At 71.9% G+C, this 14,092-nt stretch carries 13 protein-coding genes; 4 read left to right on the forward strand and 9 right to left on the reverse strand.

Going from position 1 to position 14,092, the window contains the following annotated elements; all coding sequences use genetic code 11:
• On the reverse strand, nt 1-1,066 hold a 1,066-nt coding region (locus OUY22_RS31160), incomplete at its 3' end, for a macrolide family glycosyltransferase (RefSeq protein ID WP_333486819.1).
• A 182-nt stretch (nt 1,067-1,248) separates the two neighbouring features.
• Between OUY22_RS31160 and OUY22_RS31165 the strand changes: the two genes are divergently transcribed.
• Entirely contained in the window at nt 1,249-2,349 is a 1,101-nt protein-coding gene (locus OUY22_RS31165) for a DegT/DnrJ/EryC1/StrS family aminotransferase (protein ID WP_270158816.1), read from the forward strand.
• 4 nt (nt 2,350-2,353) lie between these two features.
• Here OUY22_RS31165 and OUY22_RS31170 read toward each other — a convergent pair whose 3' ends face one another.
• From OUY22_RS31170 to OUY22_RS31180, 3 genes are all read right to left on the reverse strand, one after another.
• Nucleotides 2,354-2,923: a dTDP-4-dehydrorhamnose 3,5-epimerase family protein gene (locus OUY22_RS31170; RefSeq protein ID WP_270158817.1), complete on the reverse strand. Its 570-nt coding sequence runs from the start codon at nt 2,921-2,923 to the stop codon at nt 2,354-2,356.
• A gap of 62 nt (nt 2,924-2,985) precedes the next feature.
• Nucleotides 2,986-4,206 (reverse strand): class I SAM-dependent methyltransferase, encoded by a 1,221-nt coding sequence (locus tag OUY22_RS31175; protein WP_270158818.1) that lies wholly within the window; start codon nt 4,204-4,206, stop codon nt 2,986-2,988.
• Between the two features lie 16 nt (nt 4,207-4,222).
• Nucleotides 4,223-4,804, reverse strand: coding sequence for a DUF1707 SHOCT-like domain-containing protein (locus tag OUY22_RS31180; RefSeq protein ID WP_270158819.1), 582 nt, complete (start codon nt 4,802-4,804; stop codon nt 4,223-4,225).
• A gap of 179 nt (nt 4,805-4,983) precedes the next feature.
• Here OUY22_RS31180 and OUY22_RS31185 point away from each other — a divergent pair, with 179 nt between their 5' ends.
• Complete coding sequence (locus OUY22_RS31185; RefSeq protein ID WP_270158829.1) at nt 4,984-6,345, forward strand: NDP-hexose 2,3-dehydratase family protein; 1,362 nt, start codon at nt 4,984-4,986, stop codon at nt 6,343-6,345.
• Here the strand turns inward: OUY22_RS31185 and OUY22_RS31190 are convergent.
• Nucleotides 6,326-7,231, reverse strand: coding sequence for a TIGR03621 family F420-dependent LLM class oxidoreductase (locus tag OUY22_RS31190; RefSeq protein WP_270158821.1), 906 nt, complete (start codon nt 7,229-7,231; stop codon nt 6,326-6,328). The two genes, OUY22_RS31185 and OUY22_RS31190, sit on opposite strands and share 20 nt — an antisense overlap.
• Nucleotides 7,228-7,956: a 4'-phosphopantetheinyl transferase family protein gene (locus OUY22_RS31195; protein ID WP_270158822.1), complete on the reverse strand. Its 729-nt coding sequence runs from the start codon at nt 7,954-7,956 to the stop codon at nt 7,228-7,230. The genes OUY22_RS31190 and OUY22_RS31195 overlap by 4 nt, the downstream gene beginning before the upstream one ends.
• Nucleotides 7,957-8,275: 319 nt before the next feature.
• Here OUY22_RS31195 and OUY22_RS31200 point away from each other — a divergent pair, with 319 nt between their 5' ends.
• Nucleotides 8,276-9,229 carry an aldo/keto reductase gene (locus OUY22_RS31200; protein WP_270158823.1) on the forward strand — a complete coding sequence of 318 codons (954 nt, stop codon included), beginning with the start codon at nt 8,276-8,278 and terminating at the stop codon, nt 9,227-9,229.
• Between the two features lie 143 nt (nt 9,230-9,372).
• On the opposite strand, the gene OUY22_RS31205 is transcribed toward OUY22_RS31200, so the two are convergent.
• The 3 genes from OUY22_RS31205 to OUY22_RS31215 form a co-directional block, all read right to left on the reverse strand.
• On the reverse strand, nt 9,373-10,035 hold the full coding sequence (locus OUY22_RS31205; RefSeq protein ID WP_270158825.1) for a response regulator transcription factor: 663 nt from the start codon (nt 10,033-10,035) through the stop codon (nt 9,373-9,375).
• Nucleotides 10,025-10,735 (reverse strand): sensor histidine kinase, encoded by a 711-nt coding sequence (locus OUY22_RS31210; RefSeq protein WP_270158826.1) that lies wholly within the window; start codon nt 10,733-10,735, stop codon nt 10,025-10,027. Before OUY22_RS31210 ends, OUY22_RS31205 begins: the two co-directional genes overlap by 11 nt.
• Before the next feature lie 471 nt (nt 10,736-11,206).
• Nucleotides 11,207-12,136 (reverse strand): UbiA family prenyltransferase, encoded by a 930-nt coding sequence (locus OUY22_RS31215; RefSeq protein ID WP_270158827.1) that lies wholly within the window; start codon nt 12,134-12,136, stop codon nt 11,207-11,209.
• Nucleotides 12,137-12,474: 338 nt separating this feature from the next.
• Between OUY22_RS31215 and OUY22_RS31220 the strand changes: the two genes are divergently transcribed.
• Nucleotides 12,475-14,092 (forward strand): 2-isopropylmalate synthase (locus OUY22_RS31220; RefSeq protein ID WP_270158828.1); only part of this gene is annotated, 1,618 nt, incomplete at its 3' end.

The following is a 14,092-nucleotide window of genomic DNA, read 5'->3' on the forward strand; positions in this document are numbered from 1 at the left end:
CGAGCACCGCCTCGACCAGGCGCTGCGGGGTCAGCTCCGCCGGTTCGAGCGCCCGGCCGAGACCCAGCTCGCCGATCCGGCGGGCGACCGGCCGGTCCACGGCGGTGGCGGGCACCACGATCATCGGACAGCCCCAGTAGAGGGTCTCCATGGCGGTGCCCATGCCGCCGTGGGTGACCGCCACGGAGGCGTGCTCCAGCACCCGCAGGTGGGACACCCACCGGCGCACCTCGACCGTGGGCGGCAGCGGCCCCAGCTCGGCGGGGTCCATGCCGTCGCCCAAGGTCACCACGGCGTGCCAGGGCAGCTCGGCGAAGGCGCGCACGCAGGCGCGCACCAGGTCGGGACGGCCGCTGGCCACGGTGCCGAACGACAGCAGCGCGACCGGCAGCCCGTCGCGCGGCGGATCCCATCCGGCCAGGAAGGCGCGCCCGCCCAGGCACGGGCCGACGAACGCGAACCGCTCGTCGAAGGTCTCCCCGGCGAACTGGAACGAGCGCGGCAGGGTGACCAGGTTGGAGTCCTGGACCGACCACCACAGCTCAGCCGGGTCGGCCCGCACCCCGTGCGCGAGGGCCAGCTCCCGGGTCCTGGCGAGCATGCCGTCCACCCATCCGGGCAGCTCGCGAACCGCTTCCTCACCGTCGTAGATGGACGACAGGTAGGAGAAGTGGGCGTTGGAGGCGAACACCGGGATCATCTGGGTGGCCGGGACGCCCCACTTGCGGGCGAGGACGCGGCCGGCGTGCAGGATGGAGACGTCGTAAACGATCAGGTCGGGCCGGTCGCGGAGCCGGTCGGCCGCCCGCAGCATGGCCGCACTCTCGTCCAGGAACAGGGAGAGCAGGCCCAGCGGGTCGTCCTCCAGCTTGCGCAGGTCGACGGACTGGTAGGCCGCGTCGTAGGCGAGCAGGGTGGCGCCGGCGTCCGCGACCTGCCGCGCCATCGTGCTCGCCGTCATGAACGTGACCCGATTTCCTCTGTCCACCAATTCCTCGACCACGGCGAGTTGCGGAATCACATGACCGTGGTCGGGCTGACACATGAAGAGATAATGGCGCGTCATGTCAGCTCTCTCGCTGGATCAGCGTGCTTACCCGACTCAACCTAATGAACGGCCGGCGCGGCGCAGCACCCCTGAGCGCCCCCAGACCTCGGTGCCGAACCCCTGTTTTCGCGGCCATTCCTAGGGGTTCCGCCCGGCGGACCGGAATGCCTACCCTGGCCCCGACGGCGAGGAGGACGACGATGCCCACGCGGGTCTGGGATTATCTGCCGGAATACGCGGCCGAGCGCCACGACATCCTCGACGCGGTCGAGACCGTGTTCCGCTCCGGGCGGCTCGTTCTGGGTGAGAGCGTGCGCTCCTTCGAGGAGGAGTTCGCCGCGTACCACGGGGTGGGCCACTGCGTGGGCGTGGACAACGGCACCAACGCCGTCAAGCTGGCCCTGCAGGCGCTGGGCGTGGGCCGGGGCGACGAGGTCGTCACCGTGTCCAACACGGCCGCGCCCACCGTGGTCGCCATCGACGCGGTCGGGGCCGTCCCGGTCTTCGCCGACGTCGACCCCCGCACCTACCTGATGGACGTGTCCCAGGTCGAGGCCGCCATCACCCCGCGGACGAGGTGCCTGCTGCCCGTGCACCTGTACGGGCAGTGCGTGGACATGGGCCCGCTGGAGCGGCTGGCCGCCCGGCACGACCTGGTGATCCTGGAGGACTGCGCGCAGGCCCACGGCGCCCGTCACCACGGCAGGCCGGCCGGGTCGCTGGGGCACGCGGCGGCCTTCTCCTTCTACCCGACCAAGGTGCTGGGCGCGTACGGCGACGGCGGGGCGGTGATCACCTCCGACGCCGTGGTCGACGGGGCGCTGCGGCGGCTGCGCTACTACGGCATGGAACAGACCTACTACGTCGTCGAGACGCCGGGGCACAACGCGCGGCTGGACGAGGTGCAGGCGGAGATCCTGCGCCGCAAGCTGACCCGGCTCGACGCCTACGTGGCCGCCCGGCGGGCGGTGGCCGCCCGCTACGCCGACGGCCTGGCGGACACCGGCCTGGTGCTGCCGGAGACGGCGGAGGGCAACGAGCACGCCTACTACCTGTACGTGGTGCGCCATCCCCGCCGGGACGAGATCCTCGAGGCGTTGCGCGGATACGACATCGAGCTCAACGTCAGTTACCCGTGGCCGGTGCACACCATGTCGGGCTTCGCCCACCTGGGGCGCCGGCCCGGCAGCCTCCCGGTCACCGAGGCGCTGGCCGGGGAGATCTTCTCGCTGCCGATGTATCCCTCGCTGCCGCCGGGCGTCCAGGACAAGGTCATCTCGGCGCTCCGCGACGTCCTGTGACGGCTCAGGAGACGTACCTCGGCAGGAGGCCGTCCGCCGCGGCCTCCCCGAGGGTGGGAGCGGCCCGGTCAGGTTCGGACAGGATCACCGGGACGTCCGGCAGCCGCAGCCCGATCTCCTCGTCGAACACCGAGAGCCTCAGCTCGTTCGCCACGCGGTACTCGGCCGACAGCAGGTAGTGGACCACGGTCCGGTCTTCCAGCGCGACGAAGGCGTGCCCGACGCCGGGAGGCACGTAGACGGCCCCGCCGCCGTCGGCGGACAGCTCCACCGCGTCCCACCGGGCGAACGTCGGCGACCCCACCCGCAGGTCCACCACCAGGTCGAGGGCCCGCCCGCCGCCGCAGTAGACGTACTTGGCGGTGCCGGGCGGGGTGAGCGTGTAGTGGATGCCGCGCACCACGCCGCGCCGGGAGACGTTCCTGCTGACCTGCGCGACGGGGAACAGGGGCCGCCCGACCGCGGCCACGAACGCCGTCTCCTGGTAGGGCGAGGCGAAGTCGCCCCGCTCGTCGCGGAAGACCTCGGGGTCGAAGGCGTGGGCGCCGCTCACGGCGAGCTGCCGGTGCCTCATCGCGGCCCGCCGGCTCTGCGGGACCGGCGCGTACGGCCGGGGCGTGGGAGGCCGCCCACGGCTCAGGCCCCCACGAGGTGGACCTCGGGGACGTACAGGATCCACGTGCCGCCCGCCTCGCGGAACGCCGTCTCCTTCGCCATGATCTCCTCGGCGTGGTTCCAGGCGAGCAGCAGCGCGTAGTCGGGGTACGGGTCGGCGAACGCCCCGGGCTCGCGCACCGGGATGTGCGAGCCGGGCGTGAGCCGGCCCTGCTTGGCGGGCGTCGTGTCGCAGATGAACGGCACCAGCTCCGGCCCGATGCCGCAGTAGTTCAGCACGGTGGCGCTCTTGGCCGTCGCGCCGTAGCCGCAGACGCGGGCGCCCTCGTCGCGCAGGCCCTCCAGCAGCGCCACGAGGCTCTCGCGGTTGGCGGCCACCCGGGACGCGAACGCGCGCAACGTCGCCGGCTCGGTCAGCCCCGCGGCCTCCTCCTCGGCCAGCAGCCCGGCCACCGCGGGGCCGGGCGTCCGCGCGCCCTGCCTTGCCAGCGTGTACCGGACCTCGCCGCCGTGCACCGGCAGCCGCTCCACGTCCACCAGCTCGAACCCGTGGCGGCGGGCCATGGCGCGGACGGAGGTGGCGCAGAAGAAGTAGAAGTGCTCGTCGTAGATCTGGTCGAAGGAGGACCGCGCCACGATGTCGCCGAGGTACGGGTCCTCGAAGACGAGCACGCCGCCGGGCCGGAGCAGGGTGTCCACCCCGCGCAGGATGGAATCCATGTAGGGGATGTGGCAGAGCGTGTTGGCCGCGTAGACGACGTCGGCGGGCCCGTCCTCGGCGAGGATCTCGGCGGCGGCGGCCGCCTCGAAGAAGCCCTCGCGCACGCGCACGCCCCGGGCCGCCGCCCGGCGGCCCACGCCGCCCGAGGGCTCGACGCCGAGATGCCGGACGCCGGCCTCGGCCACGGTCTTCAGCATGGTCCCGTCGTTGCAGCCCAGCTCGACCACGAACGGGTCCGGGCCGGTCAGCTCGGTGGCGAGCAGCCGCCGGGCGACGCCGGCGAAGTGCTCGCGCATCACCGCCGACCCCGAGGAGAGGTACGGGTATCCGTCGTGGAACATCTTCTCCCTGGGCACCTCTTCCAGCAGCTGGACCATGGAGCAGTCCTCGCAGACCGCCACGGCCAGGTGGAAGAAGAACTCGGGGGCGGGGTCGCCGGGGGCGACGAAGGCGTCGGAGACCGGCTGCCTCCCGAAGTCGGCGAACGGGCGCAGCCCTCCGGAACAGATCCGGCATTCCATGCGATCCTCCAGCGGTTCAGCGGTACCGCACCCACACGTCCCCGGTCTGCACGTAGCCGGTGAGGCGGATCACGACCCCGTCGTGGGCGAGCGAGACGGGCGGGCGGTTGAACACCGCGCCCAGCCGCCGCCGCACGACCTCCTCGTCGCGGACCAGCCAGCCGCGCGGGACGATGAGGACGACGTCGCCGAACCAGGAGGTGATCTCCACGTCCAGCACGACCTCCTGGTACGGGCAGTCGGCCCGGGTGAAGTCGATCTTCACGGTGCCGAACCTGGCCGCCTTGGCCGTGATGTACGCCGGCACCGTCCAGCGCCCGTCGCGCACGACCTTGCCGCTGCGGACGTGCAGCTCCAGCACGTCACCGGCGGGGACGGCCGGCGGCGTCGCGCGGCCGGCCGGGACCGGGACCCCGGTCAGCGGCAGGTCCGCCACCAGGGCGTCGAGCTGCCCCCGGGTGCGGGCGGTGTAGGCGTCCTCGATCCGCTCGTTGAACTCCTCAAGGGTGATGCGCCCCTCGCCGACAGCGACCCGGAGCTTCTCGGCCACTGCGTCGCGGTCCTGGTCGCTTGCTCGCACGTCCGGCTGCTCGGTCATGGCGTCCACCCTAGAAGGCTACGAAGGGCCGCAGCGGCGCAGAACCCCTAATTCCGAGGAGGCGCGCGGATAGGGGACGGCAGGGGTTGAGCGGGGTGACGGCGGCGTGACACGTTCGGCCCTGACGCCCGAGATCGGCGGCCCGGCGCACGCCGGAGGAGCCCGGTGAGGAGTCTGCCATCGACGTTCGCGGTTGGCTGGAGGAGGTCGCCGGCCAGACGACCATGGCGGTGACACGGGTCGCGCTGGAGGACCTGACCGGCTGGCGGGAGGACCCGGAGACAGGCGACATCCGGCACCGGAGCGGGCGGTTCTTCACGGTGCAGGGCCTCGACGTCCGGCATCCCGCGGGCCCGGTGCCCTCCTGGTCGCAGCCCATCATCCACCAGCCGGAGGCCGGCATACTCGGCATCCTGCTCAAACGGGTCGGCGACGTGCCGTACCTGCTGATGCAGGCCAAGAACGAGCCCGGCAACGTCGGCGGGGCCCAGTTGTCGCCCACCGTGCAGGCGACCAGAAGCAACTACACGCGGGTGCACGAGGGGCGGGCGGTGCCGTACCTCGGGTTCTTCCGCGAGCCGCACAGCCGGCGGGTGCTCGTCGACGTGCGCCAGTCCGAGCAGGGCGCGTGGTTCTACCGCAAGCGCAACCGCAACATGGTCGTCGAGGTCGGTCCCGACGTGACGGCGGCCGAGGGCTTCCGCTGGCTGCCGCTGCGGCGGGTGCGTGAGCTGCTGTCCGTGCCCGACCTGGTGAACATGGACGCCCGTACGGTGCTGGCCTGCCTGCCGCCCCAGGGCGACCCGGCCGACGGCGCGGCGGGCGGGTTCGGCGCGCTCGTGGCCCGCTCCCGCGAGCCCGGCCGGCCGGCCGCGCACCCCCTGGGAGAGATCCTGAGCTGGCTGAGCGGCCTGCGGTCCACGACCGACATCCAGGCCGCGCCGCTCGCGCTGCGCCGGGTCCTCGGCTGGCGCCGGTCGGACGGCCGCATCTCGCACGACACGGGCAGGTTCTTCCACGTCATCGGGGTGCGGGTACGGGCGCGCGGGCGCGAGGTCGGCGGCTGGGACCAGCCGATGATCGAACCCGTCGGCACCGGGGTCGTCGCGTTCCTGGTCAGGCGGATCGGCGGGGTGCTGCACGCGCTGGCGCACGCCCGCGCCGACCCCGGCTACACCGACGTGGTCGAGCTGGCCCCGACCGTGCAGTGCGCCCCGGGCAACTATGACCATCTGCCGCCGGGCGCCCGGCCGGCGCTGCTCTCCCACGTGCTCTCCGCCCCGCCGGAGAACGTGCGCTTCGACACGATGCTGTCGGAGGAGGGCGGACGGTTCTATCGCGCGCGCAACCGCTACCTGGTGGTGGAGGCCGCCGAGGACCCGCTGGCCGGCCACCCGGGCTTCCGCTGGCTGGCCCTGCACCAGCTCGACGAACTGCTGCGGCACAGCTACTACCTCAACGTGGAGGCCCGCACGCTCCTCGCCTGCCTGCACGGCCTGGCGAGCGCCGAGCGACCGCTGCTCACCGCAGCAGCTCGATGACGGCGCCGAAGTCCTCCATGGCCGTCTCCATCACGGTGAAGTAGGTCAGGCCGTGCGTCTCCCGGTGCCGGAGCACCTGCTCGGCGATCTGCGCGGGGGTGCCCACGAACAGCGTCGGCAGCTCCAGCAGCCGCTCGGGCGGCAGGTCCGGGGCGTAGCGGCGCACGGTCTCCACGCCGGCGCGCCGGTCGCGGGTCAGCACGGTGGCCTTCGACAGCACGTTCAGCTCGATCCGAGGAGCGCGCGGCCCGGCCTCGGCCCGGACGAACTCCACCCTCCGCAGCAGCTCGTCCGCGCCGACCAGCGCGGTCCTGCCGTACTCGGGCCGGTAGGGAGCGCCGGTGAAGCTGACGATCTCGGCCCTCCTGGCGGCCAGCCGCAGCACCCGGTCGCCGTGTCCGCCGATCATGAGCGGCGGCCCTTTGTGCTCCAGCAGCGTGTCCAGGCCGGTGACGAGCCTGCGCAGGCGGCGCACGCGCGAGGCGGGGTCGTCGGGAAGGCCCAGGGCGGCGAACTCCGAGCGCACATAGCCCGTGCCGAGCCCCAGCTCCAGCCGCCCGCCGATGAGGGCGCCGGTGGTGGTGACGTCCCTGGCGAGCAGGACGGGGTGGTGGAAGGCGGCGTTGAGCACGTACGTCCCGATCACCGCCTTCTCGGTGGCCTCGGCGGCCAGCACCGCCGTCGGAAAGGGCGACAGCAGGTTCAGATGGTCGGGCACGGCGATGACGTCGTAGCCCAGGGTCTCCGCGCGACGGCACTTGGCCGTCCACTCGGCGCCGGAGCAGTCCTCGGAGATGAGCACGACGCCGAACCGCAGCGGCCGGGACGGCAGGGACGGCGCGGCGGGGACGGCGGTGACGGCGGGCACGGCGGGGACGGCGGTCATCGGGCGGCTCCCCTGGCGCGGAGTCCCGGCCGGGGCACGGACGCCGGCGGCACGGTGGACGAGGCGGACGGGGCGGGTTCGATCATGGCGATGGCGGTGAGCAGGAGGCCCCGCCCTACGGTCCACCGGCCGTGGAAGCCGGTCAGCTGCCGGCCGCGCCAGCGCGGTCCCGGCGTCATCAGGCGCGCGTGGAAGGCGCCGCGCTCCGGGTCGAGGACGATCGCCGCGTCCTGGAAGTCGAGCCAGCGCCTGGTCAGCGGGAACCACGCCTTGTAGACCGACTCCTTGGCGCTGAAGAGCAGCCGGTCCCAGCTCACGCCCGGATGGTCGTAGGCCAGGCGGCGCAGCATCTCCCGCTCGCCGGGCAGCGTCACCGCCTCCTCCACTCCGGGCGGCAGCGGGGCGTCGGGCTCGGCGTCGATGCCGACAGTCCCGCCGACGGCTCCGACGGCCGCGGCGCGGTAACCGTCGCAGTGGGTGATGCTGCCGATGAGGCCGGGCGGCCAGCAGGGCTCCCCGTAGGCGCCCGGCAGGATGGGCGCCGGCGGCAGGCCCAGCCGTTCCATCGCCTTGCGCACGCAGTGGCGGGCCGTGGTGAACTCCCTGCGGCGTTTCTCGGCCACCTGGCGGACGAGCTCTTCCTCCGCGGGCATGAGGACGGCGTCGGTGGGGTCGCCGAAGGCGTCGAAGGAGTGGATCGTCGGGGGCAGAATCGCCTCGATCACGCCACACCTCCTCGCGCCCGGCACAGCGGGAAACACTCCGGCAGTAACGAAATACCACAATTCCCTGTAGGCGCGAAAGAAGGGCGATAGCCTGCGGTGCCATAATTAGGGGCGTATAGGGGTGAGGCACGACAATCCACGTGTAGACCCCTAGAACCCCTACCGGCAGCAGGGGAAGTGCCCGACATAACCTGTCGCGGGCATATCGTGGCAACTGGTGCGTCAGAGTGGTCGTAAAATGCCCACGCCTGTCGGAAACTGGTGAACAGGTAATGGGACGCATGAAGGGAATTCCGTGCGTTATACGAGGCTAGGCCAGATGGGGCCGCTCATCTCCAACCTCGGGCTCGGCTCGCTGGCCCTGAGTGGCGCCTACGGGCGTGTCGACCCCGCCGAAGCGGAGCGGCTGCTCCGCCGCGCGCTCGACGCGGGCGTGAACCTGCTCGACACCGCCGACTTCTACGCGACCGGCGAGGTGGAACGCCTGATCGGACGGGCGATCGCCGGTCGGTCCGGCGACGTCGTGGTGGCCACCAGGGGCGGGGTGCGGATGCACGGCCCGCAGGAGCCGGTGGACTTCGACTCCCGGCCGGAGCATCTCGAACAGGCCTGCGACGCCTCACTCAAACGGCTCGGCACCGACCATGTCGGCATCTACTACCTGCACGGCCAGGACCCCCGTCTCCCCATCGAGGACAGCGTGGCCTGCCTGGCCCGCCTGGTGCGCCTCGGCAAGATCCGCTACATCGGGCTGACCAACGGCACGCCGGAGCAGCTCAGGCGGGCGCACGCGGTGCACCCGGTCACGGCCCTCGCCATCGAGTACTCCCTCTGGGGCACCTGCGTCGACGGCGCGCTGCTGGCCACGGCACGCGAACTGGGCGTCTCCGTCGTCGCCGCGCGCCCGCTCGGCCGCGGCTTCCTCACCGGCAGGATCCACTCCCACGACCAGCTCGACCCCGGCGACTGGCGGCGCGCCGACCCCCGGTTCCTGCCGGGGCGGCTGCGCGCGCACGCCTCGCCGCTGCGGCGGCTGGAGTCCGTCGCGGCGCGGCTCGACCTCGGCGCCGGCCGGCTCGCGCTGGCCTGGCTGCTGTCGCGCGAGGAGCACATCGTGCCGGTGCCCAGCACCCGCGACCAGCTGCACCTGGAGATGAACCTCGCGGCCTCGGCGGTCGAGCTGCCGCCCGAGGCGGGAGAGATGCTGGCGGGGATGTCCCCGCACGACTTCCCCGCCGACACGGCCGGTCGCTCACCCGCGCCCCTGCTCTGACACCACCCCGTCCGGCACGGGTCATAGAACCACGGGGCATAGAACCACGGGGCATAGAACCACGGGGCATAGAACCACGGGGCGTAGAACACAGGCGCGTCGAGCACAGGCGCGTCCGCAAGCGCCGCCCCGGTCGGGGCGGCTCAGTCGGGGTCGATCCTGGTGTACGGCGCGATCAGGGAGGCGGCCAGGGCCTTGTTGACCGCGTCGATCCTGGAGACCGCGTTGAGCTTGACGAAGATGTTGCGCATGTGGCGCTTCACCGTCGCCTCGGCCAGGCCGAGCCTGCGCGCGATCTGGCTGTTGCTCAGCGCCTGCGCCGCGAGCTGGAGCACCTCCAGCTCCTTGTCCGACAGCGTGGGGGCGGACGACGCCGCCTCCACCTGCGCGAGGCTGTTGCGGGAGACGGCGAGCACGACCCGCGTGGGCTCCTCGTGCACGCTGCGCACCGCCGCGATCAGCTCGTGCCGGTGCACGCTCTTGAGCAGGTAGCCGCGGATGCCCGCGCCCAGCAGCCGGCTGAGGAGCTGCGGTCCGTCGTACATGCTCAGGATGATGATCCGGGTGCCGGGCGAGAGCCCGCGGATGCGGGAGACGGTCTCGGTGACCTCCTCGCCGGGGATCTCCACGTCCAGCAGCACGATGTCCGGGAGCGTACGGCCGATCATGGTGACGGCGGCCGCCGAGTCGCCCGCCTCGCCGACGACCCGCATGTCGCCGTCGGACTCCAGGATCTCGCGTAACCCTTCTCTGAACAGTGCGTGATCGTCGACCAGCGCGATGGTGATGATCTGTTCAGGCTCCATCAGGGCCGTCGCTCTGCCTTTTCAGCGGGATGAACAGCTCCACCAGGCATCCGCCGCGCGGTTTGCTGGAGATGGTGACGCGGCCGCCGAGCAGCGCGGCCCGTTCCTGCATGGAGGCCAGGCCCACCCCGCCGTGCTTGCGCGCGGTCGCCAGGTCGAAGCCGCGGCCGTCGTCGAGCACCGAGGCGATCAGCGCGTGGGGGGCGATGTCCACCCGGATGAACAGCGAGGCGGCGCCGGCGTGGCTGAAGGCGTTCCGCGCGGCCTCGCGGACGATGAGGAACGCCTGGTCGATGCACCTCGGGTCCGCCCACGACTCGTCGCCGTTGACGTCGAGTCCGACGCAGGCGCGCTCGCTGTCGACGGTCTCCAGGAAGGCGAGCAGCGACTTCTCCAGGCTGCCCACGGGCGTGGCCGGGTGGAGCTCGGAGGTGATCTGCCGCAGGTTCTCCATGATCTCCTGGACGGCCTGCTGGGCTATCGCGATCTTCGCCAGGGCCCGTGCCGGATCGGTGGCGTGGTAGGCCTCCGACAGGGCCAGTTGCTGATGGGCGACGCTCATGCCGTGCCCGATCCGGTCGTGCAGCTCCCGCGCGATGCGCCGCCGCTCGTCCTCCTGGGCCCGGTGGACCTGGTTGAGCAGGAAGCCGTGGTAGGTCTCCGACGCCTCCCGGACGCGCCGGGACAGGCTGTCCTCCATGCCGGTGACCGCCAGTGCCAGCGTGCCCTCGGGCGCCTCACTGTCGGCGGCGATTCGCGCGGAGAGATGACGGACAGCGACGCGAAAGAAAAGTGAGCCAGCCTCAAGAGAAGCCGCCGGATGGACTCCACCTGCGGCGCGCGCATTTCCCACTTCCCGCGCGTGATGTTTGTACAGACTGCTTACCTGAACCTTTCCGGCGCGCAACGTGGCAGCCACGTCGTCCAGGACGTACTGTGCGGTCGTCAGGGCCTGACGCCTGGCCTGGGAGGCGGCGAAGGCGGCGTTTCCCGTGGTCAGCAGGGTCGACTCGAATTCCGTGAGGATTTCGTCACGACATGCCTCGACACATCTCGCCGGATCTTCGGCCGCCTGGGATTCCCCTTCCATCGACGCCTCCTCCGCCCGCGGGCCGAGTGCAAGCACGACTCCCACTATCGATCAACCGCGGCGTGCGCGCAACAGAAACGGTTATATATTCGACAGAACCGCCGTAATATGAACTGCCTGTTGCGTGGCCATAAATGCCTCGTAAGACCTCCGCCTCGCCCGGCGGCCGGCTCTGCCCTGCCCCTGGCGGGCGGGGCGCGTCCCCGCCACCACCACGGCCGCCGCTCCGGCCGCCATCGCCACCAGCACGCCGACGAGCCGCGCGTCCAGGACCGCGACCGCCACGCAGAAGGCCGCGAGAAGCCCGAGGGCCGCCGTCATCATCACCCGGCGCGCGGCGGACTCGCCGATCCGCACCCCGAGCGTGCGCCGCCCGGCCGCCGCGTCGCCCGGGATGTCGGACAGGTCCTTGGCGGGCACGCCCACCAGCACCATCCAGCAGATCGCGGCGGTGGTGAACACGACCAGCTCGGTCGGCGCGACCAGACCGGCCCCCGCCGTCGCGACGGTGAACCCGGCGAGGTAGGACAGCAGCCCCGACAGCATGAGGACGATCACCGTGCCGCCGGGGCTCGCCTTGAGCGGGGAGGGCGGTCCCGAGTAGAGGTAGCCGAGCCCGAGGTTGACGGCGATGATCCAGGTCATCGCGAGCGGCAGGCCCAGGGTCGCGAGCAGCGCCAGCGCCGCCGCCGCGGCGGCCACGGCCGCGGCCGTGCGCGGATGCAGGTCGCCCCTGGCGATCGGGCGGCCGGAGCCGTTGATCCGGTCCTCGACGGTGTCGGTGACGCCGTTGAACAGGTAGATCGCGAAGATCGAGGCCACCCAGGCGACGCCGCCCTGGAAGACCATGACGGGATCGGCGATCGAGGTTATCGGCAGGGCCAGGGCGACCCCGGTCAGGTAGCGGAGCGACGAGACGGCCAGCACGGACGGACGGGATTCGGCGAGGCACAGCGCCACCACGCGGGCGCCGGCGGGAAGGGGCGCGACCTGGGTCCATATACCTGACATAGGCGGATTGTGACCGTCAGTACATGAGGTCGGTAAGAGGGGCTTCCAGAAGTTGTAGGGGCACTGCGCCTTTCGATACCCCGAGGTGCCCCCTTGGATCCCTGCCAGGAACTCATGGTGCACCCGCTTGTCCCGTCCTGGCGACCCCTATAGTTTCGCCATCGCACCCGGAGAACAAGGACCCCGACCCGGAGCGCACTCGCCCCTGAGACGGCCTCAGGGCGATTTCCCCGATGAATCCTGCAATATCGGCAACTTACCGGTATCCACCTCGACGGCCGGCGATCCACCCCCGTCGCATATCCCAGAACAGGACGTCATCAGGAAGGAAACTCGCCATGAAGGGTGCCGAACGCTATACCGGATTCGTCCCTCTCGACCTGCCTGACCGGACCTGGCCCAGCAAGCGCATCCGTTCGGCCCCCCGGTGGCTCTCCACCGACCTGCGCGACGGCAACCAGTCCCTGGCCCGCCCGATGACCCCCGAGCGCAAGCTGATGATGTTCGACCTGCTGGTCACCATGGGTTACAAGGAGATCGAGGTCGGCTTCCCGGTCGCCAGCCGCGACGACCACGACTTCGTACGGCTGCTCATCGAGCGCGACCTCATCCCCGACGACGTGCGGATCACCGTGCTGACCCAGGCGCGCGAGGAGCTGATCCGGGACACCGTGGACTGCCTGAAGGGCGCGCCGCGGGCGATGGTCCACATCTACAACGCCACCTCCCCGCTGTTCCGGCGCCTGGTCTTCGGCCTCGGCCGCGACGGCTGCCGCGACCTCGCGGTCCGCGGCACCCAGGTGCTGATGGAGCACGCCGAGCGCGTCCTGGGTGACTGCGACCTGGGCTACCAGTACTCCCCCGAGCTGTTCAACGAGACCGAGCCCGAGTTCTCCCTGGAGGTGTGCGAGGCCGTCATGGACGTCTGGCAGCCGGAGGCGGGCCGGGGCATCATCCTCAACGTCCCCACCACGGTCGAGCGCTCGCTGCCCAACGTCTTCGCCGACCAGATCGAGTGGCTGGACCGGAACCTGTCCCGCCGCGAGCACGTCTGCCTGTCGGTGCACCCGCACAACGACCGGGGCACCGGCGTGGCCTCGGCGGAGCTGGCGCTGCTGGCCGGCGCGGAGCGGATCGAGGGCTGCCTGTTCGGCAACGGCGAGCGGGCCGGCAACGTCTGCCTGGTCACGCTGGCCATGAACCTGTTCTCGCACGGCATCGACCCCGGCATCGACCTCTCCGACATCAACGCCGTGCGCCGCACGGTCGAGCGGTGCACCCAGCTTCCGGTGCACCCGCGCCACCCCTACGGCGGCGACCTCGTCTACACCGCCTTCTCCGGTTCGCACCAGGACGCCATCAAGAAGGGCTTCGACGAACGGGAGCGACGGGCCGCCGACCTCGGCGTCGACCCGGCCGAGCTGCCGTGGCGCGTGCCGTACCTGCCCGTGGACCCCAAGGACGTGGGCCGCACCTACGAGGCGGTGGTCCGGGTCAACAGCCAGTCGGGCAAGGGCGGCGTCGCGTACGTGATGAGCGCCTGGCACGGGCTCAACCTGCCGCGCGGCCTCCAGATCGACCTGGCCGCCCGGGTGCAGGCGCGGGCCGAGGCGCTGGGGGGCGAGCTGTCCCCCGGCCGGATCGGCGCGCTGTTCCGCGAGGAGTACCTGTACCAGGGCGACCCGGCCGCGCCGCTGGCGATCGGCAGGACGCCGCTCCCGGCCACGCTCCACGTCGACGGCAGTGTGGAGATGAGCGGGCCGCGCGCCGACGCCGTGCGCGGGCTGGGCGCGGCGCTCGCCCCGTGGGGCGTCCGGCTCCGCGCGGTCCACCGGACGGCGCCGCCGCTGGAGGAGGAGCTGACCTCGGAGCTGCCGCTCTTCGACGGTCGGCGGGACGGGGACGTCGTGGTCTACGCCGAGTGCGGCAGGGGCGCGGCCATGGCCTGGGGCGCGG

The sequence above is a fragment of the Nonomuraea corallina genome, assembly GCF_027620315.1.
Classification (GTDB): Bacteria; Actinomycetota; Actinomycetes; order Streptosporangiales; family Streptosporangiaceae; genus Nonomuraea; species Nonomuraea corallina.